The sequence below is a fragment of the Microbacterium pullorum genome, assembly GCF_014836535.1.
GTDB lineage: Bacteria > Actinomycetota > Actinomycetes > Actinomycetales > Microbacteriaceae > Microbacterium > Microbacterium pullorum.
Genome location: NZ_JACSQP010000002.1, coordinates 102,130 through 124,696, shown reverse-complemented (window position 1 = coordinate 124,696; position 22,567 = coordinate 102,130). Strand labels below are relative to the sequence as shown.

The 22,567-nt window shown below is 70.8% G+C and carries 22 protein-coding genes; 15 read left to right on the top strand and 7 right to left on the bottom strand.

What is annotated here, in order from left to right; all coding sequences use genetic code 11:
* Position 1 precedes the first annotated feature (1 nt).
* From H9651_RS03205 to H9651_RS03195, 3 genes are read left to right on the top strand one after another with little or no spacing between them, the layout of a single operon-like run.
* Complete coding sequence (locus H9651_RS03205) at positions 2 to 769, top strand: lysophospholipid acyltransferase family protein (protein ID WP_404802985.1); 768 nt, start codon at positions 2 to 4, stop codon at positions 767 to 769.
* Positions 759 to 1,895, top strand: coding sequence for an NAD(P)H-dependent glycerol-3-phosphate dehydrogenase (locus H9651_RS03200; RefSeq protein ID WP_191717667.1), 1,137 nt, complete (start codon positions 759 to 761; stop codon positions 1,893 to 1,895). Before H9651_RS03205 ends, H9651_RS03200 begins: the two co-directional genes overlap by 11 nt.
* Positions 1,795 to 2,877 (top strand): D-alanine--D-alanine ligase family protein, encoded by a 1,083-nt coding sequence (locus H9651_RS03195; RefSeq protein ID WP_191717666.1) that lies wholly within the window; start codon positions 1,795 to 1,797, stop codon positions 2,875 to 2,877. The genes H9651_RS03200 and H9651_RS03195 overlap by 101 nt, the downstream gene beginning before the upstream one ends.
* Positions 2,878 to 2,880: 3 nt before the next feature.
* Here H9651_RS03195 and H9651_RS03190 read toward each other — a convergent pair whose 3' ends face one another.
* The gene (locus H9651_RS03190; protein ID WP_318244740.1) at positions 2,881 to 3,357 is read right to left on the bottom strand and encodes a DUF3515 family protein; all 477 of its coding nucleotides are present in this window, start codon (positions 3,355 to 3,357) and stop codon (positions 2,881 to 2,883) included.
* A 58-nt stretch (positions 3,358 to 3,415) separates the two neighbouring features.
* On the opposite strand from H9651_RS03190, the gene thiL reads away from it, so the two are divergent.
* Positions 3,416 to 4,411: a thiamine-phosphate kinase gene (gene thiL, locus H9651_RS03185; RefSeq protein ID WP_191717665.1), complete on the top strand. Its 996-nt coding sequence runs from the start codon at positions 3,416 to 3,418 to the stop codon at positions 4,409 to 4,411.
* Position 4,412: 1 nt separating this feature from the next.
* Here thiL and rsmD read toward each other — a convergent pair whose 3' ends face one another.
* Positions 4,413 to 4,982, bottom strand: a complete 570-nt coding sequence (rsmD, locus tag H9651_RS03180; protein ID WP_191717664.1) for a 16S rRNA (guanine(966)-N(2))-methyltransferase RsmD — start codon at positions 4,980 to 4,982, stop codon at positions 4,413 to 4,415.
* 100 nt (positions 4,983 to 5,082) lie between these two features.
* On the opposite strand from rsmD, the gene H9651_RS03175 reads away from it, so the two are divergent.
* The 6 genes from H9651_RS03175 to mutM are packed head-to-tail and all read left to right on the top strand — an operon-like array spanning position 5,083 to position 10,224.
* Positions 5,083 to 7,245, top strand: a complete 2,163-nt coding sequence (locus tag H9651_RS03175) for an ATP-dependent DNA helicase RecG (protein WP_191717663.1) — start codon at positions 5,083 to 5,085, stop codon at positions 7,243 to 7,245.
* A 49-nt stretch (positions 7,246 to 7,294) separates the two neighbouring features.
* On the top strand, positions 7,295 to 7,792 hold the full coding sequence (gene coaD / locus H9651_RS03170; RefSeq protein ID WP_191717662.1) for a pantetheine-phosphate adenylyltransferase: 498 nt from the start codon (positions 7,295 to 7,297) through the stop codon (positions 7,790 to 7,792).
* 31 nt (positions 7,793 to 7,823) lie between these two features.
* Positions 7,824 to 8,399 carry a YceD family protein gene (locus H9651_RS03165; RefSeq protein WP_225216314.1) on the top strand — a complete coding sequence of 192 codons (576 nt, stop codon included), beginning with the start codon at positions 7,824 to 7,826 and terminating at the stop codon, positions 8,397 to 8,399.
* A 2-nt stretch (positions 8,400 to 8,401) separates the two neighbouring features.
* Positions 8,402 to 8,611 carry a 50S ribosomal protein L32 gene (rpmF, locus tag H9651_RS03160; RefSeq protein WP_191717661.1) on the top strand — a complete coding sequence of 70 codons (210 nt, stop codon included), beginning with the start codon at positions 8,402 to 8,404 and terminating at the stop codon, positions 8,609 to 8,611.
* A 22-nt stretch (positions 8,612 to 8,633) separates the two neighbouring features.
* Complete coding sequence (rnc, locus tag H9651_RS03155; RefSeq protein WP_191717660.1) at positions 8,634 to 9,326, top strand: ribonuclease III; 693 nt, start codon at positions 8,634 to 8,636, stop codon at positions 9,324 to 9,326.
* A complete protein-coding gene (gene mutM / locus H9651_RS03150) occupies positions 9,319 to 10,224 on the top strand; it encodes a bifunctional DNA-formamidopyrimidine glycosylase/DNA-(apurinic or apyrimidinic site) lyase (RefSeq protein ID WP_191717659.1) in 906 nt (301 codons plus the stop codon). The genes rnc and mutM overlap by 8 nt, the downstream gene beginning before the upstream one ends.
* An 18-nt stretch (positions 10,225 to 10,242) precedes the next feature.
* On the opposite strand, the gene H9651_RS03145 is transcribed toward mutM, so the two are convergent.
* Complete coding sequence (locus H9651_RS03145; RefSeq protein ID WP_191717658.1) at positions 10,243 to 11,328, bottom strand: GNAT family N-acetyltransferase; 1,086 nt, start codon at positions 11,326 to 11,328, stop codon at positions 10,243 to 10,245.
* An 83-nt stretch (positions 11,329 to 11,411) separates the two neighbouring features.
* Positions 11,412 to 11,660 (bottom strand): hypothetical protein, encoded by a 249-nt coding sequence (locus tag H9651_RS03140; RefSeq protein WP_191717657.1) that lies wholly within the window; start codon positions 11,658 to 11,660, stop codon positions 11,412 to 11,414.
* Positions 11,661 to 12,064: 404 nt separating this feature from the next.
* Here H9651_RS03140 and smc point away from each other — a divergent pair, with 404 nt between their 5' ends.
* The 3 genes from smc to H9651_RS03125 are packed head-to-tail and all read left to right on the top strand — an operon-like array spanning position 12,065 to position 16,999.
* On the top strand, positions 12,065 to 15,553 hold the full coding sequence (smc, locus tag H9651_RS03135; RefSeq protein ID WP_191717656.1) for a chromosome segregation protein SMC: 3,489 nt from the start codon (positions 12,065 to 12,067) through the stop codon (positions 15,551 to 15,553).
* Between the two features lie 18 nt (positions 15,554 to 15,571).
* Entirely contained in the window at positions 15,572 to 16,444 is an 873-nt protein-coding gene (gene ftsY, locus H9651_RS03130; RefSeq protein WP_191717655.1) for a signal recognition particle-docking protein FtsY, read from the top strand.
* 54 nt (positions 16,445 to 16,498) lie between these two features.
* A complete protein-coding gene (locus H9651_RS03125) occupies positions 16,499 to 16,999 on the top strand; it encodes a DUF2004 domain-containing protein (RefSeq protein WP_191717654.1) in 501 nt (166 codons plus the stop codon).
* An 18-nt stretch (positions 17,000 to 17,017) separates the two neighbouring features.
* On the opposite strand, the gene lipA is transcribed toward H9651_RS03125, so the two are convergent.
* Together lipA and lipB are read right to left on the bottom strand one after the other, a co-directional pair.
* On the bottom strand, positions 17,018 to 18,028 hold the full coding sequence (gene lipA / locus H9651_RS03120) for a lipoyl synthase (RefSeq protein WP_191717653.1): 1,011 nt from the start codon (positions 18,026 to 18,028) through the stop codon (positions 17,018 to 17,020).
* Positions 18,025 to 18,663: a lipoyl(octanoyl) transferase LipB gene (gene lipB / locus H9651_RS03115; protein ID WP_191717652.1), complete on the bottom strand. Its 639-nt coding sequence runs from the start codon at positions 18,661 to 18,663 to the stop codon at positions 18,025 to 18,027. The genes lipA and lipB overlap by 4 nt, the downstream gene beginning before the upstream one ends.
* An 89-nt stretch (positions 18,664 to 18,752) precedes the next feature.
* Here lipB and H9651_RS03110 point away from each other — a divergent pair, with 89 nt between their 5' ends.
* Both H9651_RS03110 and ffh read left to right on the top strand, forming a co-directional pair.
* Positions 18,753 to 19,703, top strand: coding sequence for a TetR family transcriptional regulator (locus tag H9651_RS03110; protein ID WP_191717651.1), 951 nt, complete (start codon positions 18,753 to 18,755; stop codon positions 19,701 to 19,703).
* Between the two features lie 44 nt (positions 19,704 to 19,747).
* Entirely contained in the window at positions 19,748 to 21,298 is a 1,551-nt protein-coding gene (gene ffh, locus H9651_RS03105; RefSeq protein WP_191717650.1) for a signal recognition particle protein, read from the top strand.
* Between the two features lie 48 nt (positions 21,299 to 21,346).
* Here ffh and H9651_RS03100 read toward each other — a convergent pair whose 3' ends face one another.
* Positions 21,347 to 22,510 (bottom strand): glutamate--cysteine ligase, encoded by a 1,164-nt coding sequence (locus H9651_RS03100; protein WP_191717649.1) that lies wholly within the window; start codon positions 22,508 to 22,510, stop codon positions 21,347 to 21,349.
* Between the last annotated feature and the right edge of the window lie 57 nt (positions 22,511 to 22,567).

The following is a 22,567-nucleotide window of genomic DNA, read 5'->3' as shown; positions in this document are numbered from 1 at the left end:
CGTGGCGCCGTCACGTAAGCGCCGTGCCTCGGCGGAGAAGCGCCGACCCAGCGTGTTCTGGCCGCTGGCCGCGATCGTCGTCCCCCTGGTGAGCCTCTTCGCCAAGATCGAGATCTCCGGCGGGGAGCACCTTCCCGAGGAGGGGCCGTACGTCCTCGCCCCCAGCCACTACAGCGAGATCGATCCGCTGGTCGTCGCGGTGGCGACGTGGCGGCTGGGGCGCGCCCCCAGCTTCATGGCGAAGGAGAGCCTGTTCCGCGTCCCCGTGCTCGGCTGGGCACTGCGGGCGACCGGCATGGTCCCCGTCGCGCGCGCCGGATCGGCGTCGAGTGCGAGGCAGACCATCCAGACGGCCGAAGGACTGCTCGCCTCGGGGCGCGGTGTGATCGTCTACCCCGAGGGCACGCTCACCCGTGACCCCGACCTGTGGCCGATGCGCGGCAAGACCGGGGCCGTGCGCGTGGCACTCGTGGGCGGTCTTCCCGTGATCCCGATGGCGACATGGGGGGTGCAGCAGATCATGCCGCGCTACGGCAAGCTGAGCCTCTGGCCGCTGCGCAAGCGCGTGAAGGTGCTGCTCGGTGCGCCCGTGGACCTGTCGGCGTATGCCGGACAGGCGGGGCACCAGTCGGCGCTGGTGCAGGCGACCGACGTCGTGATGGCACGCATCGCCGACCTCACGGGCGAGCTCCGCGGCGAGACGCCGCCGGCCGAGCGGTGGAATCCGCACGACCACGGGCAGAGGGAGACCGGACGCCTTGACTCGTAGACCCGACAGCGCAGCTCCTCGCGTCGCCGTGATCGGCGCCGGCAGCTGGGGCACCACGTTCGGCAAGATCCTCGCAGACGGCGGTGCCGACGTCGTCATGTGGGCGCGACGCCCCGAACTCTCCCACGAGATCAACGAGGCCAAGCGCAACAGCCAGTACCTGCCGGGCATCAACCTGCCCCGCACCATGTCGGCGACCCACCATCTGTCCGAGGCCCTCGACGGCGCCACCCAGGTGTACCTCTCGATCCCCAGCCAGACCGCGCGCCAGAACCTCAAGGCCGTGCGCCCGCTCGTCGCCGGCACCGACGTGCCGATCGTCTCGCTCATGAAGGGCGTCGAGAAGCGCAGCGGCCTGCGCATGAGCCAGGTGATCGAGCAGGAGCTGCGCTGCGACCCGGCGCGCATCGCCGTGGCGTCAGGACCGAACCTGGCGCTGGAGATCGCCCGAGAGCAGCCCACGGCCGCCGTCATCTCCTCGACCAGCCAGGAGACCGCCGACGCTGTCGCGCGCCGCGCACGCAACCGCTACTTCCGCACGTTCGTGAACACCGACGTGATCGGCACCGAATTCGGCGGCGTGTTGAAGAACCTCATCGCGGTGGCCATCGGCATCGTCGACGGTGTCGGGTACGGCGAGAACACCAAGGCATCGATCATCACCAGGGGCCTGGTGGAGATGACCGACTTCGCGGTGGCGCAGGGTGCCCAGCCCGAGACGCTGCAAGGTCTCGCCGGGCTCGGCGACCTCATCGCGACGTGCCAGTCGCCGCTCAGCCGCAACAACACCGCCGGGCGCCTGCTCGGCCAGGGCTACAGCTACCACGACGTCGTGAAGCAGATGGACCAGACCGCCGAGGGTCTCGGCTCCGTCGCGCCCATCCTGCAGCTCGCGCGCGAGGCGGGCATCGCCATGCCGATCGCCGAGCAGGTCAAGATGGTCCTCGACGGCACCATGCATCCGCGCGACATCGCCCCGCACCTGACCACAGACGACGACCAGCCCCAGGGCGAGAGGACGCAGAATGAACAAGCCGGCGGTGGCGGTGCTCTTTGGAGGTCGCTCCAGCGAGCACTCGATCAGCTCCGCAACGGCGGGAGGCGTGCTGCGGGCGATCGACCGTGACCGCTACCGGGTGATCCCGATCGGCATCACCCGCGACGGTGCGTTCGTGCTCGAAGACGACGACCCCGACAAGTTCACCCTCACCGACGGGCGCCTGCCCGAGGTCGTCGACAACGGCACCCGCGTGCGCTGGCCCGATTCGGTGCTCACGCGCGAGCTGCGTGTCGTCGACGCCGACGGCCGGGAACGCAGCCTCGGCGACGTGGACGTGGTCTTCCCGATCCTGCACGGCCGCTTCGGCGAGGACGGCACGATCCAGGGGATGCTGGAGCTGCTCGACCTGCCGTACGTGGGCGGGGGCGTGCTCATGTCGGCCATCGGCATGGACAAGCACATGACCAAGAGCATCCTGCGTTCGGCGGGGGTGCCGGTCGTGCCGTGGCACCGCGTGACGCGCGCCGAACTCGACCGTGATCGCGCGCTCTGGGAGGGCCGCATCCGTTCCCTCGGGCTGCCGGTGTTCGTCAAGCCCAACCGGGCAGGGTCGAGCGTCGGCGTCTCGAAGGTGGACAGCTGGGATGAGCTGGATGCCGCGCTCGAGGTGGCCTTCGCCGAGGACTCCGTCGCGCTGGTCGAGCAGGCCGTCGTCGGCCGCGAGATCGAGTGCGGTGTGCTGCCGGGCAGGGACGGCGCGCCCACGCGCGTGAGCCTGCCCGGCGAGATCGTCGTCACGGGACGGGCGTTCTACGACTTCGACGCGAAGTACCTCGATGCGGCGGGGGTCGAGCTCGTCTGCCCGACGACGCTGCACGAGGGGGAACTGGCCGAGATGCGCCGCGTCGCGGCGCGCGCCTTCGAAGCGCTCGGCGGCGAAGGGCTCTCGCGGGTGGACTTCTTCTTCACCGGCAGCGAGTTCTTCGTCAACGAGGTGAACACCATGCCGGGGTTCACGCCCATCTCGATGTTCCCGAAGTGCTGGATCGCGACGGGGATGAGCTACCCCGACCTCATCACCGAGCTCATCGAGCTCGCCCGCGCTTAGCGTTCAGCCGAGCAGTTCGGCGGTCTCGGTGCACTGCCGGTCGCGCGGCAGGGTGTCGACGATGTACGGCGCGAGGCGGTCGAGCACGTAGCTGGGGGAGACCGTCTCGTTGTCGACGTACATCTCCACGGCGGGTGTGCGCCCGTAGGTGGTGATGCGGTAGCGCGGCGGGTCGGTGTCGTCGACGATCCAGTCGACCCCGCCGATCGTGATGCACTTGGCCTCGGTGGGGCCGGGAGGGGTCACCCCGCAGCTGAAGATGATCGACGTGGGGTCGCCCCACGCCGCCGTGGCCTGCGCGTCGGTCCACCGGCGCTTCTCCCCGTCGATGGAATCGGGCAGGCGCACCGACACATCGGCGCAGAGCGGGTTGTTCGCGTCGGAGGCGGGGGTGAGGGCCACCGACGACGTGCATCCGGCGAGGGCGAGGGCCCCGAGGAGCGTGACGGCGACAGCGGTGATGGTGCGGGTGCGGGACACCCTTCCAGGGTAATCGGCCGCGCCGCTGCCGGCCGCCGCGGGCGGGTACGGTGGAGCGGTGACAGATGCGCCCGACCCGACCGTGGGCGAGATCGGCGAGCACCGCATCCTGCGGGAGATCTTCGCCGCCCTCGACGGCTCGTCCCGGGCGATCGTGGGACCGGGGGACGATGCCGCCGTGCTCGCGGCCCCCGGCGGCCGGGTCGTCCTCACCACCGACACCCTGGTGCAGGGGCCTGACTTCCGACTCGCGTGGTCGGGCCCTTCGGACCTCGGCTGGAAGTCCGCCGCGGTGAACCTCGCCGATGTCGCCGCGATGGGGGCGCGCCCGGTGGCGCTGCTCGTCGCGCTGGCCATGCCCGCCGACACCCGACTGAGCTTCGTGGGCGCGCTCGCCTCGGGACTGCGCGCGGCGTGCGACACACTCGCCCCCGGCTGCGCGGTGGAGGGCGGCGACCTCACGATCTCGCCGACCCTGACGATCGCGGTGACCGCCGTCGGCGTGCTCGACGGTGTGGACCCGGTGCTCCGCTCCGGCGCGCGCCCGGGCGATGTCGTGGCCCTCGCCGGTCGGGCCGGCCGCGCCGCCGCGGGCCTCGAGCTGCTGTTCTCGCGCTTCCGTGACGCGGCCGGTGAGGCGGTCGCGGTTGCACGGGGCACCCTCAGCGCCGCGGAGCGCGCCGACCTCGATGCGCAGCTGCGCCCCGAGCCTCCCATCGCCCTGGGCGCGGTGGCGGCGGCTGCGGGAGCGACCGCCATGATGGACGTCTCAGACGGCCTGGCGCTGGATGCGCGGCGGCTGGCCGCGGCATCCGGGGTCACCCTCGCGCTCTCCGCGGACGCCCTCGCACCTGACCCGGTCGGCGCGCTCGAGGGCGGCGAGGACCACGCGCTGCTCGCGACGTTCCCCTCCGCGGCGGCCGTACCCGAGGGGTTCCGGGTGCTCGGGGTCGTGCAGGCGCCGGGCGATGACGCCCTGCTCGTCGACGGCGTGGCCTACACCGGGCCCGGCGGCTGGGATCCCTACCGCGACTGGGACCGCCACACCGGCTGAGTCAGCCCTGCGTGGGCGCCACCCACCACAGCGAGGTGTCGCCGTAGCGCTTGTCGCGCAGGTGGTCCAGGCCCTCGGGCAGACGCGGCTGCGGCGAGCGGCGCGCGCGTTCGATGACGACCGTGGCGTCGGATGCCAGGTGCGGCACGAGGAGGGTGAGCGTGTCGTGCATCTCGGTCTCGCCGAAGTCGTACGGCGGGTCGAGGAAGACGAGGTCGAACTCAGCCGCTCCGGTGCGCAGCAGGAACGCGTCGGCGCTGGAACGGTGCACACGCCACGTCGGGGAGCCGCCCACGGCCTTGGCGACCGCGCGGGCGTTGCGCTCGGCGGTGGCGGCGGCGCGCGGCGCCTTCTCGACGAGGTCGACACCGGCCGCGCCCCGGCTGAGCGCCTCGAGCCCCAGAGCTGCGGACCCCGCGAACAGATCGAGCACGCGCGCGCCCCGCACGAGGTCGGCGGCGTCGAGCGAGCTGAACAGCGCTTCGCGCACCCGGTCGCTCGTCGGCCGCGTACCGGCGTCGGGGACGACGAGGGTGAGGGAGCCGGCGGCGCCCGAGATGATGCGTGTCACCCTCCCACGGTACCGGCGATGCGCCGGGGGGGTGTCGTCGGGCCGCGCGGCCTGTGCGCCGCACGGGGCGCTGTCGGGGGCGAGACCTAGACTCTGAGGCATGGTGTCGCTCGAATCGCGTCTGCAGGCTGCGGTCGGTGACAAGACCGCCGGTGCGCTCAAACGGGCGTTCGGCATGGAGACCGTGGGCGATCTGCTCGCGCATTATCCGCGGCGCTACGCCAAGCGCGGCGAGCTGACGCCCATCGACTCCCTGCCGCTGGGGGAGCAGGTGACGATCGTCGCCGAGGTGCGCTCGGCCACCGAGCGGCGCATGCGCAACCGCAAGGGGTCGATCCTCGAGGTCGTCATCAGCGACGGCCAGGGCGCGCTGGTGCTCACCTTCTTCAATCAGGCCTGGCGTGCGAACGAGCTGACCCCCGGCCGGCGCGGCATCTTCTCGGGCAAGGTCGGCGTCTACCGCGGTGCCCAGCAGTTCGCCCACCCCGACTACCAGCTGTTCGAAGACGAAGCGCTGGGGCGGATGCAGGCGCAGGCCCGCTCGACCGAGCCGGTTCCGATCTATCCGGCAACCAGCACCGTGGCCAGCTGGCAGATCAAGAAGACCGTCGACACCGTGCTGGACATGCTCGACGACGTGCCCGACCCGCTGCCGGAACCGTTTCGCCGCGCCCGGGGGCTGCTCGACGCGCGCAGCGCGCTGGAGCGCACCCACCGCCCCGAGACCTTCGAGCAGATCGAGCAGGCCCACGAGACACTGCGCACCCACGAGGCGTTCGTGCTGCAGGCGGCGCTGCTGCAGCAGCGGGAGCAGGTGAGGGCGCTGTCGGCGACGTCGCGCCCCGCCGCCGCCGATGGGCTGCTCGCGCGCTTCGACGCGGCGCTGCCCTTCGCGCTGACCCCCGACCAGCAGTCGGTGGGCCGGAGCATCGCCTCGGACCTCGAGGGCGCGTGGCCGATGAACCGGCTCGTGCAGGGCGAGGTCGGTTCGGGCAAGACGCTCGTGGCGCTGCGCGCCATGCTGCAGGTCGCCGAGACCGGTGGGCAGGCGGCCCTCATCGCCCCCACCGAGGTGCTCGCCGCGCAGCACGTGCGCTCCATGGCGCGCATGCTCGGCCCGCAGCTGGCGCCCGAGCTCATGCCCACCCTGCTCACCGGGCAGCTGTCGGCGGCCGAGCGCCGCAAGGCGTCGCTGCGCGCCGCGTCGGGCCAGGCGCGCATCGTCGTGGGCACCCACGCGCTGCTGAGCGCCTCCACGACGTTCGCGGACCTCGGGCTCGTCGTCGTCGACGAGCAGCACCGGTTCGGCGTCGAGCAGCGCGAGACGCTGCGGGCCAAGGGCACCGCGCCCCACGTCTTGGTGCTCACCGCCACGCCCATCCCGCGCACGGTCGCGATGACGGTGTTCGGCGATCTCGACGTGTCCACCATCCGCACCCTTCCCGCCGGACGCGCCGGGATCTCGTCGTTCGTGGCGCCGCTGGCGGAGAAACCCGGATGGTTCGCCCGGGTGTGGGAGCGCATCGCCGAGGAGGTCGCCGCCGGGCACCAGGCGTTCGTGGTGTGCGCGGCGATCGACGCCGAGGCGGCGGTGAAGGACGACACCGCCGATGAGCCCGCAGGACCTTCCGAGGGGGCGCCGGAGCGCACCCGCTGGGGCGTCGTGCAGGTGCAGGAGCTGCTGTCGCGGCATCCCGCGTTCGAGAACCTCCGCGTGGCGATCCTCCACGGGCGCATGCCGGGTGACGAGAAGGATGCCATCATGCAGTCCTTCGCCCGCGGCGACCTCGACGTGCTGATCGCCACCACCGTCATCGAGGTCGGAGTGGACGTGCCCAACGCCTCCACCATGGTGATCCTCGAGGCCGATCGCTTCGGCGTGTCGCAGCTGCACCAGCTGCGCGGCCGCGTGGGCCGCGGCGCGGTGCCCGGCCTCTGCCTCCTCGTCACCGAAGCGCCCGTGGGCACCCCCGCCCGGGAGCGGGTCGAGGCGGTCGCCGCGACCACCGATGGGTTCGAACTGGCCGAGGTCGACCTCGAGCTGCGCGGCGAGGGTGATGTGCTGGGCGATGCGCAGTCGGGCGCGAGGTCGTCCCTGCGGCTGCTGCGGGTGGTGAAGGATGCCGAACTGATCGCCATCGCCCGGCACGAGGCGGAACGGGTGATCCTCTCCGATCCGACCCTCGCCGACCACCCCGGTCTCGCCGCATCGATCGACCGCCGGCTGGATGTCGAAGAGCGCGCCGCCCTCGCCAAGAACTGACCGAGCGCGGCGTCGGAGCGCGGCCCGCGCCACCGATACGCTGGAGGACATGAACCCCCGGATCGCCGTTGTTCCCGGTTCGTTCGACCCGCCGACCCTCGGACACCTCGATGTGATCCGCCGCGCCGCCGCGCTGTACGACCAACTCCACGTGCTGGTGGTGCACAACCCCGGCAAAGAGGCGATGCTCCCCATCGCGCAGCGGCTGACGCTGCTGGAGCAGTCGATCGCCCAGGCTGAGATCACCGGCGACGTCGTCGTCGCCTCGTGGAGCATGGGACTGCTCGTGGACTACGCGACCGATGTGGGCGCGGGGGTGCTCGTGAAGGGCATCCGCTCGCAGGTCGACGTCGCATACGAGACGCCGATGGCGATCGTCAACCGCCACCTGGCTCACGTCGAGACGGTCTTCCTGCTCCCCGACCCCGCACACGCCCTCGTGTCGAGTTCGCTGGTACGGCAGGTCGCGTCGCTCGGCGGCGACGTGTCTCCGTTCGTGCCGGAACCCGTCGCGCGCTTCCTCGACACCGGCGCGCGGGACCTCTGAGCCGGCACCCGCTCCGGGGCGGGTACGATGGATGACCGTGGTGAGAAAGCGTGTCAGCGGTCCTTTCGTGTTTCCCGCGCGCGATATCGTGCACCGTTCCGGCGAGATGCGCGAGTTCGACGTCGACGCTCCCGCCGCGGAGCGCTGGGGCGAAGGCCTCGTCGCGGTGGAGCAGGGTGAGCCCATCCACCTCGATGTGCGGCTCGAGTCGGTGCACGAGGGCATCCTCGTCACCGGTGAGGCCGAGACGATCTACCGCGGCATCTGCGGCCGTTGCCTCACCGACATCGCCCAGCCCGTCGAAGTCGAGTTTCAGGAACTCTTCGGTTATCCTGGGGAGGAAGCGACTGACTTCGAACTCCAGGACGACCATGTCGACACGGGGCCTCTGGTCAGGGACACCATCGTTCTGTCGCTTCCGTTCCAGCCGGTATGTCAGCCGGATTGCCCCGGGCTCGACCCGAACACGGGCGAGAGGTTGACCTCGGAAGCGGCGCAAGAGCCCCGCGAACCCGTCGATCCGCGCTGGGCGTCCTTGAAGACCTTTACCAACGACGACGACGCCGTGGCCACCCGCCACGACGCCGAGACCAAAGAAGAGAGCTAGCCATGGCAGGCAACCCCCCGAAGCGCAAGGTTTCGCGTTCCAACACCCGCTCGCGCCGCGCGCAGTGGAAGGCGGCGCCCATCGCGCTGGTGAAGACCATCGAGAACGGCGAGGTCGTCTACAGCCGTCCGCACCAGGCCAAGGTCGTCACCGACTCGCAGGGCACTGAGCTGTTCCTGGAGTACAAGGGCCGCAAGGTCGCCGACGTCTGATCCGCGACAGGCGGATGACGGCGTGACAGACGTCTCGCACGAGCGGGCAACGCTCGTGGACAAGCTCGGGGTCGACATCGACCCCGAGCTTCTGTCGCTTGCCCTGACGCACCGCTCGTACGCGTACGAAGCAGGCGGCATCCCTCACAATGAGCGCCTGGAGTTCCTCGGCGACTCGGTGCTGGGCCAGGCGGTGACGGTGCGACTTTTCACCGTGCACCCCGACCTCGACGAGGGGGAACTGGCCAAACGCCGGGCGAGTGTCGTTTCCACCGTCGCCCTGGCCGAGGTCGCGCGCGGCATCGGCCTGGGGGAGTATCTGCTGCTCGGCCGCGGTGAGCAGCAGACCGGTGGCCGAGACAAGGATTCGATCCTCGCGGACACCATGGAAGCGGTGATCGGCGCGACCTACCTCTCGGCCGGTCCCGACGCCGCCACCTCCCTCGTGCTGCGGCTCGTCGAACCCCTTCTGCAGGACCCGGAGCGCTACGGCGCCGCGATGGACCCCAAGACCAGCCTGCAGGAGCTCGCAGCGCGCAATTCGTTGAGTCCGCCGGTGTACGCCATCGAGGCTGCCGGCCCCGACCATGACCGCGTGTTCACCGCGGCGGTCACCGTGGGCGAGTTCACCGCAGTCGGTTCGGGGTCGAGTAAGAAGCAGGCAGAGATGGCCGCGGCACTGACGGCGTGGCGCGAACTCAGCGCCCGTGCCTGAGCTGCCCGAAGTCGAGGTCGTCCGCGCCGGGCTCGCGCCGGCGGTCACCGGCGCCCGACTCGCGGGTGTCACGGTGCTCGACGATCGCGCCCTCACCCGTCACCACGGCGACGCGGCGTCGTTCGAGTCCGCCCTCACCGGACGCACCGTCACCGCGGCCGCCCGTAGAGGCAAGTTCCTGTGGCTCCCGCTCGAAGGCGGCGAAGAGGCGGTGGTCGCGCATCTCGGCATGAGCGGGCAGATGCTGCTTCGTCCGCCGGGGGCGCCGGCTGAGCGCCATGAGCGCGTGCGCATCGACCTCGAGCACCCCGACCACGGCGAGCTGGCCCTCGTCTTCGCCGACCAGCGCACCTTCGGTTCGCTCGCACTGGATCGGCTCGAAGCCACACCCGATCACGCGCCGGGCGGGTGGGGGACGGATGCCGCGACGGTGCCGAGCCAGGTCGCCCACATCGCGCGCGATCCGCTGGACCCCGCGTTCCGCGATGACGGCTTCCGCACGGTGCTCAGCCGCAAGGCGTCGGCGGTGAAGCGGGTGCTGCTGGACCAGACCGTGCTCAGCGGCGTCGGCAACATCTACGCCGACGAGGCGCTGTGGGCCGCGCGCATCCACCCGGAAACCCCCGCGACCGCCCTGTCGACGCGCGCGACGCGGAGCCTCCTCGCCGAGATCCGCGCGGTCCTGGAGAAGGCCCTCGCCGAGGGCGGCACGAGCTTCGACGCCCAGTACGTCAACGTCAACGGGCAGGCCGGCTACTTCGCCCACTCGCTCAACGCCTATGGGCGCACCGGTCAGCCGTGCCCGCGGTGCGGTGCGCCGATCGTGCGTGTGTCGTTCACCAACCGCTCGAGCCACTTCTGCCCGAAGTGTCAGAAGCCGGCCCGGCCGCGGCGCTGAGCCGCCGCCGGACCGGGCTCACCCGGCGAGCACCTTCTTCCACGCGCCCTCGTAGGCGACCGGCTCGAAGCCGAGGGCCTCGTTGATGTCGAGCATCGGACGGTTCTCCTCGGCGTTGTAGGTGACCACGCGCGGCGTCTGCGGCATGAGACGGCGCCAGGTGAGCAGCCCTTCGGCTTTCACGAGCGCGCCGAGCCGATGCCCCCGGTGCTCCTTGAGCACGAGCGTGTCCTCCTGCTGCGTGGCCGCGGTGGGGTCCGTCCCCAGCACCAGTTCGTTGAACGCGCACAGTTCGCCCGTGTCGATGTGCTGCGCCGCGGTGACGAGCAGGTGCCGTCCGCCTTCGACGTACAGGGCGTCGTGGCGGGCGACACGCGCGGCATCCCACGTCTCCTCGTCGAACTCCAAACCGGCGGCGGGAGCATCCGTCGACATGCGCGACTTCATCCACGCGTAGCCGTCGACGTACTCCGGAGGCGTGGGGGCCTGCCACTGCACGACGCGGTAGTGCGTCGACGCGGCCCGCGCCACGGCGAGCACCCGGTCGATGCGGTCCAGCGGCGCCGTCAGGTCCAGCGCGCTGTTGCGGGCGACCTGCTCCAGCGAATGCCCGTGGCGCAGGTAGAACCGCGCCGCGTGGTCCTCGGGGATCGTCCCGAAGCCGGTCGGCGGTGTGAGCTGCGGGCCGTCGGCAGCGGGATGCAGCGCCCACGACTGCAGGACGGTTCGTCCGTGGTCTCGCGCCGTCTGCTCGACGAGCCGGTACGCGGCGCTGCCGATACCGCCGCCCCAGACGTCCTTCAAGAGTTCGATGAGCCAGAACGCGCTGCGCGAGCCCTCCTCGAGGGGGATGTCCACGCCGACCCGCCCGACGATCTCCCCGCCGACGACGGCGAGCCACACGTGGCGCACCTCGTACGGGTCGGGCTGGTAGTGCGGCAGCAGTTCGGCGGCGGCGAGGGCGTCGTCGTCGTTGCCCGCGATTTCGCGATACACGATGTTGCGCACGCGCACCATCTCGATGAAGTCGGCGGCGTCGGGCGCGTCGATCGTGGCGGGGACGACGAGGGGTCGGAACTCGACGTCGAGTGCGGTGGTGGTCATGATGCGGGGTTCTTTCGGTTCGATGCGGTTCGGATTCGGGTGCGGTGTCCGGAGCCGGGAGGGCCCCGGACACCGCGCGGCGATCACAGTCGACGCGAGTTGTGCGCGAGCGACAGCCAGGCGGCTTCGCGCTCGCGCCGCTCGGCATCGGCCTGGCGCTTCAGCGCCCGAGCACCCTCATCGGTGCTGTGCGTCGGGCGGGTGCTCCACAGGAGCAGGGCGAGGGCGACGCGCATGGCGACGCGGTCGAGCAGGGAGGTGCGCGGGGTGCGTCCCCGAAGCAGCGGATCGGGCAAGGCCGATTGGCGCTGCGGCGCAGAGGTGGTGCGCATGAGCTTCTCTTCCAGCGAGAGGGATGCCGTCGATCGACGGCGGGATGCCGTGTCGCAGCACGGACGAGGGAATGCCCTGACGGGGCACGGCGCGCAGAGGCGGAGCGGGGCGGCGGCCTCAGTGGAGGCGGCCAGGAGTCGTCGTGCCCGCCGACGGGCAGAGTTCGCCTGTGCTCAGCTCAGCAGGCGGCGGGAACGAGAGCGTCCCCGGGCATAGCGAAGGAGACGGTCGCCGCAGCACGAGACGCGCGTACGCGGTACGCGATTTCAGTGGTGTTCATCAAAAACATCGGAGACCTCCTCTCGACTTCGGTTGCGAGAGCCGACCGTAGCGCGTGGCGAGGCGTGCCGTCAAGGGACATGCCGTAGCGTTTGTGCGACCACCCCCGACGGAGGACGTGCCCATGCACCTGAAGAGCGTGACGCTCAAAGGGTTCAAGTCGTTCGCGCAACCGACGACGTTCGCCCTCGAACCGGGCGTGACATGCATCGTCGGACCCAACGGATCGGGAAAGTCCAACGTCGTCGACGCCCTCGCATGGGTGATGGGGGAGCAGGGGGCGAAGACCCTCCGCGGCGGCAAGATGGAGGACGTCATCTTCGCCGGAACCGCCACGCGCGGCCCCCTCGGACGTGCCGAGGTGCAGCTGACGATCGACAACAGCGACGGTGTGCTGCCGATCGACTACAGCGAGGTGACGATCAGCCGCACCCTGTTCCGCAACGGCGCCAGCGAGTACGCCATCAACGGGGAGAGCTGCCGGCTGCTGGACGTGCAGGAGCTGCTGAGTGACACCGGCCTCGGCCGCGAGATGCACGTCATCGTCGGACAGGGACGTCTGGACAGCGTCCTGCAGGCGTCACCCGAGGAACGGCGCGGGTTCATCGAGGAGGCTGCCGGCATCCTCAAGCACCGCAGGCGCAAGGAGAAGACGCTGCGCAAGCTCACGGCGATGGAGGCGAACCTCACCCGTCTCACCGATCTCGCCGGTGAGCTGCGCCGCCAGCTGAAGCCGCTCGGGCGCCAGGCCGAGATCGCCCGCGAGGCGGCGACGATCGCCGCCGTGGTGCGCGACGCCAAGGCCCGGCTGTTCGCCGACGACCTCGTGAGCCTGCGCGCGCAGCTGGCCGACCACGCGCGCAACGAGCAGGAACGTCACGCGGAGCGGATGGTGCTGCAGGACCAGGCTCAGCAGGGGCGCGCCCGCATCGATCGACTCGAGTCCGAGCAGCGCTCGGAAGCCGTCGACCGGGCCCGGCGCACGACCTTCGCGCTGGAACAGGTGCAGGAGCGGCTGCGGGGGCTCTACACGCTCACGGGTCAGCGGCTCTCGCTGCTCGCCGGCGACGACGCGCCGCTGTTCGACCGGTCCACCGTCTCACAGACGACGATCGACGACGCCCGTGCCGAGATCGACGAGATCGCGGCGGGACTCGGGACAGCGCAGGATGCCGCGGCCGCCGCGTCGCGCGAGGTGATCCGCGCCCGCGCCGAACTCGACGCGCTCGACGCCGACATCGCCACCCAGAGCGCGCTGGTCTCCGAACACGACATGCGCCTGACGAAGCTGCGCGGCGCCGCCGATGCCGCGCAATCAGGGCTCTCGGCGGTGCGCTCCGCCCTCGAGCGTCAGCAGCGCGCCCTCGATGCGGCCCTCGCCCGCCGTGCCGAGGCGGAGGAGGCGCTGGCCGGTGTCGATCCGGAGTTGGTGCCGGAAGCCAGTTCCGCCGAGTACGCGGCGCTCTACGAGAAGGCCCAGCGCGAAGCGACGGAGGCGGAGGCCACCGTCAGCGGCATCCGGGAGCGGCTGCACGCGGCGGAGCGGGAGCGTGAAGCCCTCACCGCTCAGACGGCGGCGCTCGGCCGTGCGCTGGATGTCCGCAACGCCGCCGCAGAACTCATAGCCGGCGGCAGCGCCGGCATCCAGGGCATCGTGGCGGATTCCGTGAAGGTGACGGCGGGCTACGAAGCCGCGATCTCCGCCGTGCTGGGACCGCTGGCCGAGGGTGTGCTGGTCGACTCCGCCGCCGAGGCCTATGCCGTGGCGCGTGTCGCCCGGGATGCCGACCTCGGTACCGTCGACATCGCGATCGCTGAGGCCGGAGCGCCGCGCGCTGCGGCGGCGATCCCCGGTGCGATCGCGGCGACCGACGTCGTCACCGCTCCCGACGGCATCCTGGGGCTCCTCTCGTCCGTCGCGATCGTCGACGACCTCGATGCGATCGGCGACGTACCGGCGGGGGTGACCGTCGTCACGCGCGGAGGTGAGGTCGCGACGGCCCACACCGTGCGCGCCGGCAGCGGCGGTGGGCGGTCGCGACTGCAGCTCGCCGCCGAGCGTGACGCGGCGGCCGACCGGCTCTCGGAGATCGTCGTCGTCGCCGATTCGCTGCGCGACGCCCTCACCGACGCGCAGCTGCACCTCGCCGGTGCCCGGCAGCGGACCAAGGCGTCGCTGGAGACCCTGCGGGCGCACGACGCCGCGCTGGCTGCGCACACCGAGCAGGTGAACCGCGCGACCGTGCGCCATGAGGCGGCTCTCGCCGAGTGCGAACGGCTGGAGGCGGGTATGCGTCCCGCCGAGGCCGCCGTCGCCGAGGCCGAGGAACGCATGCGCACCGCCGTCGAGGCGCTCGAGATCGCACAGCAGGCGCCGCGACCGATCCTCGACGCGTCGGCGAGGGACGGCATGCTCGCCGCTCTCGAAGCGACCCGCGACGCCGAGATGCGCGCCCGGCTCGAGGTGGAGACGCTCAAGGAGCGCATCCGCGCGGGCGAGCAGCAGGTTGTGCAGCTGGAGCGCCAGCGCGAGCGGGAGCGTTCCGCCGCCGAAGAAGCCGCGCGCCGCGCCGTGATCCGGCGGGCACAACGGGCGGTCGCCGCCGACGTCGCGGCGCAGCTCCCGCCGCTGTTGGACTCGGTGGACCGCTCGGTCTCGCAGGCGCGGGTGGAACTGGCCGCCGCAGAGTCGGCCCGTACCGCCGTCACCGCGGAACTGGTGGAGCTGCGCGCGCAGGAGAACGCCGTGCGCGATCGCCTGGCCGGTCTCACCGAGAGCGTGCACGGTCTGGAGCTGCAGATCCACGAGAAGAAGCTGCATGTGACGAGCCTGCTCGAACGCGTGCACTCCGAGCTGGGCCTGGACGAGGGGATTCTGATCTCGGAATACGGCCCCGACCAGCCGATCCCGGTACCGACCGACGACGACGAGGAGCGCACCGAGCGCTACGACCGCGCCTCGCAGAAGCGCCGGCTGCAGGATGCCGAACGCAAGCTCGGTCAGCTCGGCCGGGTGAACCCGCTCGCGCTGGAGGAGTTCGCCGCGCTGGAGCAGCGCCACGCGTTCCTCACCGAGCAGCTCGCCGACCTCAGCCAGACGCGCGCCGACCTCCTGACCATCATCGAAGAGCTCGACGAGCGCATGCAGTCGATCTTCGTCGCAGCCTTCGAAGACACCCGGGTCGCGTTCGGCGAGGTGTTCCCGGTGCTCTTCCCCGGCGGTACCGGCAGCATCTTCCTCACCGATCCCGACAGTCCGCTCACGACCGGCATCGAGGTGACCGTGCGCCCGGCGGGCAAGAAGATCGAACGACTCTCGCTGCTCTCCGGCGGGGAGCGGTCGCTCGCCGCAGTCGCGCTGCTCACCGCGATCTTCAAGGCGCGCCCGAGCCCGTTCTACATCCTCGACGAGGTCGAGGCGGCGCTGGACGACGCGAACCTGGGCCGGCTCCTCGGGGTGTTCGAGCAGCTGCGCGAATCGAGCCAGCTGATCGTCATCACGCACCAGAAGCGCACGATGGAGATCGCCGACGCCCTCTACGGGGTCTCGATGCGCCAGGACGGCGTGTCGGCCGTGGTCGGTCAGCGTGTGCGCGATCGGCAGAGTGCGTAGCGCGCCTAGGCTGGAAGCATGGCGGAGAACTCCTGGTCGCTCGGCCGCGCACTGCGCGGCATGTTCGTCAAGCCCACGATCGATGAGACGACGTGGGAGGACCTCGAGACCGCGCTGCTGACGGCGGACTTCGGGCCCGACATCAGCGAGCGCATCATCGAGGAGCTGCGCGAGAAGGTGGAGCGGTTCCGCACCACCGACCCGCGCGACCTGCAGCGCATGCTGAAGGAGACCCTCGAGGAGCACTTCGCGAAGTTCGACACGACGCTGCGGCTCACCGAGCGCCCCGCCGTCGTGCTCGTGGTGGGTGTCAACGGTGTCGGCAAGACGACGACGATCGGCAAGTTCGCCAAGTTCCTGCAGCGCTACGGCCGTTCGGTGGTCGTCGGCGCCGCCGACACCTTCCGTGCTGCCGCCGTCGATCAGCTGGCGACGTGGGCCGAACGCGGGGGAGCGGCGATCGTACGCCCGCAGCACGAGGGTCAGGACCCGGCATCGGTCGCGTTCCAGACCATCGAGTACGCCAAGCGCACCGGCACCGAGATCGTGCTCGTCGACACCGCCGGTCGCCTCCACACCAAGGGCGGGCTGATGGACGAACTCGGCAAGATCCGCCGCGTCATCGAGAAGCAGGCCCCGATCAGCGAGGTGCTGCTGGTGCTCGACGCCACGACCGGTCAGAACGGCGTCATGCAGGCCGAGGCGTTCCTGCAGCACGCCGGGGTCACCGGGCTCGTGCTGACCAAACTCGACGGCTCCGCCAAGGGCGGATTCGTGCTGGCGGTGCAGGAGCGCACCGGCATCCCCGTGAAGCTCCTCGGCCAGGGCGAGGGGATCAACGACCTCACCGGATTCACTCCGCACGTCTTCGCGGCTTCGCTCGTCGAGTGATCGGGGCGGCGCGGCGGACTACCGTGCAGCGCGCCGTACTGGTTTCATAGGACTATGGCGATCGAGCACGACTACTTCGGACTTCTCGAAACGGGTCCGGACGGATCGATCTTCTGGTCGGAGAACGTCGAGTTCGCCGACCAGATCGTCACCGTCGACCTCACGGCGCCCGACCAGGACGACGTGTCCTCGGCTGCGCTCGACATCGCCGCCGCCATGATCTCCACTCTGGAGACGATCGACATGTCGGCGCGCAACGCGATGGTCACCGAACTCGACGACCGCGCCAGCGAAGTGACCGAGTACATCCTGCAGCAGCAGGACCGGCTCGGGGACACGATCGAGGAGTATCTGGTCGACATCTCGGGCGACGTGCACGTGGACGTCATCCGTTCCCTGCAGCTCATGAGCATGACGATCCTCGCCGACGAGCACGGCGGCACCGACCCGTTCGCGGTGCTCGAATACGCGCTCGATCCCGATGCGACCGATGACGTGCTTCTGGTGAACCTCGCCTCCGACGGTCACGTGCAGTCCGTCACGAGCGCCGAATAGCGGAGCGCCCGGCAGATCTCACACCGCCTGGGCGAAGTCGGCATCCTCACCCAGGTGCTCCAGGCCCGCGGGCAGTGAGCGGCCTTTCGCCCGCATCGACTGCGCCCACAGCCGCCCGGCGCGGTACGACGAACGCACCAGGGGACCCGCGAGCACGCCGAGGAAGCCGATGCGCTCGGCCTCGGCCTTGAACTCGACGAACTCCTCCGGCCGCACCCAGCGCGCGACCGGCAGGTGGCGAGGGCTCGGGCGCAGATACTGGGTGATCGTGATGATGTCGGTGCCCGCGTCGTGGAGGTCCGACAGCGCCTGCACGACCTCGTGGGGTTCCTCGCCCATGCCGAGGATGAGGTTCGACTTGGTGATGAGGCCGGCCTCGCGCGCCCGGGTCAGCACACCGAGCGAGCGTTCGTAGCGGAACGCCGGGCGGATGCGCTTGAAGATGCGCGGCACCGTCTCGACGTTGTGCGCGAACACCTCCGGGCGGGAGGAGAACACCTCCGCCAGCTGGTCGGGGTCGCCGTTGAAGTCGGTCGCGAGGATCTCCACCCCCGTGCCGGGCATGCGCGCGTGGATCGCCCGCACCGTCTCGGCGTGCAGCCAGGCGCCCCCGTCGGGCAGATCGTCACGGGCGACGCCGGTGACCGTCGCGTAGCGCAGCTGCATGCGCGCGACGCTGTCGGCCACACGGCGAGGCTCGTCGGTGTCGTAGTCGGCCGGCTTGCCGGTGTCGATCTGGCAGAAGTCGCACCGGCGCGTGCACTGCGACCCGCCGATGAGGAACGTCGCCTCGCGGTCCTCCCAGCACTCGTAGATGTTCGGACACCCGGCTTCCTGGCACACGGTGTGCAGCTGCTCGGTCTTCACGAGCGTCTGCAGCGCCTGGTACTCGGGGCCGAGCTTCGCGCGCGTCTTGATCCATTCCGGCTTGCGTTCGATCGGTGTCTGGGCGTTGCGCACCTCGAGGCGCAGCAGCTTGCGTCCTCCCGTGGGGGGTGACGCCGCAGGTCCCGCCGCGCACCCGCTCACGCGGCGACCTCGCGGTAGGCGGCGGCGAACAGCGCCTCCACCGTCGGCAGCACGTCGGCCACGCCGATGTGGGCGCCGGCGGCCTCACTCAGCGTCGTCACCCCGGCATCGGTGATGCCGCACGGAACGATGCCGCGGAACCCCGAGAGGGTGTTGTCGCAGTTGAGGGCGAAGCCGTGCATCGTCACCCCGCGCTGCACCCGTACGCCGATCGCGGCGACCTTGTCCTCCGACAGCGGGCGGCGCACCCACACGCCGCTGCGGCCCTCGACGCGATGGCCATCGACCCCGTGCGCGCGCAGCGCCTCGATGAGCAGTCCTTCGAGCGTGCGCACGTGCGCCACGACGTCCACCGGCTGCGGCAGGCGCACGATCGGGTAGCCGACGAGCTGTCCGGGACCGTGCCAGGTGATCTTGCCGCCGCGGTCGACGTCGATGACCGGGGTGCCGTCGGTCGGCCGCTCGTGGCGGGCGGTGCGTGCTCCGGCGGTGTACACGGCCTCGTGTTCGAGCAGCAGCACCGCGTCGCCGCGCGTGCCGGCGACGACCTCGCCGTGGATGCTGCGCTGCAGATCCCAGCCGTCGCGATAGGGGACCGGAGTGGGGGAGAACCCCACGTGGACGATGTCGATCATGCCGTTCCGTTTCACCGAGCCGCGTTGTTGGATTGCGTACAACAATAGGGGTTCCCCGCATTCGGGTGGGCCATCCGTACGCTGAGGGGATGAACCGCGTGGGCAGACCCAAGGCTTCGTCGCGCGACACCCTCGCCGAGGCGGCGTGCGAGCTGTTCCTCGAGCGCGGTTACGAGGCGACCTCGATCGCCGACATCACGACGCGTGCCGGCGTGAGCCGCTCCAGCTTCTTCAACTACTTCGCCTCGAAGGCCGACATCCTGTGGGCGGGTCTGGACGAGCGTCTCGTCGCCGCGACGGCTGCGATCACCGGCGGCGACGTCCCGGTGCGCGACGCGCTCACGGCGGTCGGCGCCGACTTCGCCCCCGACCACCTGGCCCTCGCCATCACCCACACCGCGGCCATGGGACTCACCGCCGAACTCGACCGCGAGCGCGCCATCCGCCAGCTGCGGCTCGCACGCGCCGTGGCCGAGCGCGGGCGCCGTGACGGCGCCGAGCCGTTGGCTGCCGAGGTCACCGGCGCCGCGAGCGCGGGCGCGGTGTTCGCCGCCGTCTGGGCCTGGGCCGAGGGCGGGCCAGGCGGCACCGAGCTCACCCCGCTGCTGGCGGGAGCGCTGGCGTCGGTCGCCCCCGAAGGCCGGGTGAGACAGCTGCGCCTCGTGGTGCGCGCCGACGACTTCGAGGGAGCGGTCGGGTTCTACCGCGACGTCGTGGGGATGCCGCAGGCCGAGGCGTACGAGGCCGACGGCGGTGCCCGGGTGGTCATCCTCGAGGGCGGCCGTGCGACGCTGGAGATCGCCAACGCCGCGCAGGTCGCGTTCATCGACGACGTCGAGACCGACGGCGATGCTCCGAGTGACCGGGTGCGGGTCGCGCTCGAGGTCGACGACAGTGCGGCGGCGGCTCGGCGCCTGGCCGCAGCGGGCGCGACGGTGCAGGCATCGGCGCGCGTGACGCCGTGGCGATCGCTCAACGCCCGCCTGCGCGGGCCCGCCGACCTCCAGCTCACGCTGTTCCAGGAGCTCGGTCCGGAATGACCCGGCGGCAGGGACCCTCGGCATCCACGTAGAATCGGGGGATCATGGCTACCTTCGGCACGCTCTCAGATCGTCTCACAGAGACCTTCCGCAACCTCCGCACCAAGGGCAAGCTCACCGCTGCTGACGTCGACGGCACCGTGCGCGAGATCCGTCGCGCACTGCTGGACGCCGACGTCGCGCTGCCGGTGGTGAAGGAGTTCACCGCCAAGGTGCGCGAACGCGCCCTCGGCGACGAGGTGAACCGTGCGCTCAACCCGGCGCAGCAGGTCGTGCAGATCGTCAACGAGGAGCTCGTGGGCATCCTCGGCGGCGAGCAGCGTCGCCTGCAGTTCGCCAAGACCGCGCCGACGGTCATCATGCTCGCGGGCCTGCAGGGTTCGGGTAAGACCACCTTCGCCGGCAAGCTCGCCAAGCAGCTCGAGAAGGACGGCCACACGCCGCTGCTGGTCGCCGCCGACCTGCAGCGCCCCAACGCCGTCAACCAGCTGCAGGTGGTGGCCCAACAGGCGGGTGCCGCCGTCTACGCGCCGGAGCCCGGCAACGGCATCGGCAACCCGGTGCAGGTCGCCCGCGACGGCGTGGAGACTGCGCGCCGTCAACAGCATGACGTCGTCATCATCGACACCGCAGGTCGCCTGGGCGTGGACGCCGAGCTCATGAAGCAGGCCTCCGACATCCGCAAGGCGACCAATCCCGACGAGGTGCTGTTCGTCATCGACGCGATGATCGGTCAGGATGCCGTCAACACCGCGAAGGCCTTCCAGGAGGGCGTCGATTTCACGGGTGTCGTGCTGTCCAAGCTCGACGGCGACGCGCGCGGTGGTGCGGCGCTGTCGGTCGCCTCGGTCACCGGTCGCCCCATCATCTACGCGTCCACGGGGGAGGGCCTCGACGACCTCGAGGCGTTCCACCCCGACCGCATGGCCAGTCGCATCCTCGACCTCGGTGACATCCTCACCCTGATCGAGCAGGCCCAGGAGGCGTTCGACGAGGAAGAAGCTCGAAAGGTCGCCGAGAAGTTCGCGACCGACAGCTTCACCCTCGAGGACTTCCTCGACCAGATGCAGCAGCTCAAGAAGATGGGCTCGATGAAGAAGATGCTCGGCATGCTGCCGGGCATGGGCCAGATGAAGCAGCAGCTCGAGGACTTCGATGAGCGGGAGCTGGACCGTACCGAGGCCATCATCCGCTCGATGACACCGGTGGAGCGTCGCAACCCCAAGGTGCTCAACGGCTCGCGCCGCCTGCGCATCGCACGTGGCTCGGGTATGACGGTCACCGACGTCAACCAGCTCGTGCAGCGGTTCGACCAGGCCGCGAAGATGATGAAGACCGTCGCCCGCGGTGGTGTGCCCAACATCCCCGGCATGGGCCCGATGGGCGGCAAGCCCGGCGCTTCCTCCAAGCGGGGCAAGCAGGCCAAGAAGCGCGCCGTGTCGCGCTCGGGCAACCCCGCCAAGCGTGCGGCAGAGGAAGCCGGCATCGCCGCGGCCACCGCGCCGACCGGGTCCGGATTCGGTCTGGGCGCAGCGCAGCAGGCGCCGAGCGAGGCCGACCTCGCCGAGATCCAGAAGCTGTTCGGCAAGAGCTGAGCGGGGCGGTGGCCGAGCAGGCCATCGCCGGTGCCCGATGCCGCCGGATCAGCGCGGCAGGCGGCTCAGGTGTTCACGCAGCGTGGGGCCCTCGCGGAACTCCCGGATGAGGTGCTGCACCACTTGGCGCAGGTCGCCGTCGGCGGCGTCTGCGACCATGAGCTGGCGGGCGTAGCTGGCGCCACCGTCGAGAATGCCCTGCACCCCGGCGAACTCGCGCACGCACTTGAGCTCGACCGCCACATCGGCGAGGCGATCGACGGTGTCCCGCAGGTGCTCGGTCACGGGCAGCTGCGTGCCCTCGCGGTCGACGATGATGCGGGCGTCGAGGCCGTACCGCGCCGCGCGCCACTTGTTCTCGCGGATGAACCACGGCTGCAGCACCGGAAGTGCGCGTCCTTCGTCGAGTTGGCGCGAGAAATGCTCGACCAGGACCTGTACGAGAGCGGCCACCGCGGCCAGTTCGGGCAGCGTCGACATGCCGTCGCACGCGCGCACCTCGATCGTCCCCCACCGCGGGGCGGGGCGTACGTCCCACCGCACCTCGGTGGCATCCGACATCACGCCCGTGTGCGCCATATCGTCGAGATAGTCCTCGTACTCGGCGTACGTCTGCAGCGGCCAGGGCAGCCCCGCCGTGGGCAGCTGCTGGAACACCAGTGCCCGATTGGAGGCGTAGCCGGTGCTCTCACCGGCCCAGAACGGGCTCGACGCCGCCAGCGCCTGCAGGTGCGGCAGGTAGGTGGCGAGGGCGTTGACGATCGGCATGACCTTGTTCACGTCGTCGACGCCGACGTGCACGTGGATGCCCCAGATCATCATGTTGCGCCCCCACCACTGGGTGCGCTCGATGAGCTTGTGGTAGCGATTCTTGTCGGTGACCTGCTGATCGAACCACTGCGCGAAAGGATGGCTGCCGGCGCACAGCAGCTCCAGCCCGAGCGGGTCGGTGACGGTGCGCACCGCCGCGATCGCGTCGGCGATGTCGTCGACTGCGGCGGCGACGGTCTTGCCGATGCCGCTGGTGACCTCCACCGTGTTCGTCAGCAGTTCGCCGGTCACGGTGAAGCGCTCGTGGGCGGTGGAATCACCCAGCGCCTCGATCACATCGGGGGCGCGCGGCACCAGATCGCCGGTGCTGCCGTCGGCCAGCATGAGTTCCCATTCGAGCCCAACGGACGAGCGGGCGGATGTCGCGAAGGGCGCCGTCATGCGCACAGTCTGACACGCGGAAACGGGTGGTTCGCGGCATGGCCCGGCATCTGGCAA

Coding starts and splice junctions, on each gene's coding strand:
- H9651_RS03195 (WP_191717666.1), top strand. CDS start 1,795: ATGAACAAGCCGGCGGTGGCGGTGCTCTTTGGAGGTCGCTCCAGCGAG.
- H9651_RS03175 (WP_191717663.1), top strand. CDS start 5,083: ATGGTGTCGCTCGAATCGCGTCTGCAGGCTGCGGTCGGTGACAAGACC.
- coaD (WP_191717662.1), top strand. CDS start 7,295: ATGAACCCCCGGATCGCCGTTGTTCCCGGTTCGTTCGACCCGCCGACC.
- H9651_RS03165 (WP_225216314.1), top strand. CDS start 7,824: ATGACCGTGGTGAGAAAGCGTGTCAGCGGTCCTTTCGTGTTTCCCGCG.
- rpmF (WP_191717661.1), top strand. CDS start 8,402: ATGGCAGGCAACCCCCCGAAGCGCAAGGTTTCGCGTTCCAACACCCGC.
- H9651_RS03145 (WP_191717658.1), bottom strand. CDS start 11,328: ATGACCACCACCGCACTCGACGTCGAGTTCCGACCCCTCGTCGTCCCC.
- H9651_RS03140 (WP_191717657.1), bottom strand. CDS start 11,660: ATGCGCACCACCTCTGCGCCGCAGCGCCAATCGGCCTTGCCCGATCCG.
- smc (WP_191717656.1), top strand. CDS start 12,065: ATGCACCTGAAGAGCGTGACGCTCAAAGGGTTCAAGTCGTTCGCGCAA.
- ftsY (WP_191717655.1), top strand. CDS start 15,572: ATGGCGGAGAACTCCTGGTCGCTCGGCCGCGCACTGCGCGGCATGTTC.
- H9651_RS03125 (WP_191717654.1), top strand. CDS start 16,499: ATGGCGATCGAGCACGACTACTTCGGACTTCTCGAAACGGGTCCGGAC.
- lipB (WP_191717652.1), bottom strand. CDS start 18,663: ATGATCGACATCGTCCACGTGGGGTTCTCCCCCACTCCGGTCCCCTAT.
- H9651_RS03110 (WP_191717651.1), top strand. CDS start 18,753: ATGAACCGCGTGGGCAGACCCAAGGCTTCGTCGCGCGACACCCTCGCC.
- ffh (WP_191717650.1), top strand. CDS start 19,748: ATGGCTACCTTCGGCACGCTCTCAGATCGTCTCACAGAGACCTTCCGC.
- H9651_RS03100 (WP_191717649.1), bottom strand. CDS start 22,510: ATGACGGCGCCCTTCGCGACATCCGCCCGCTCGTCCGTTGGGCTCGAA.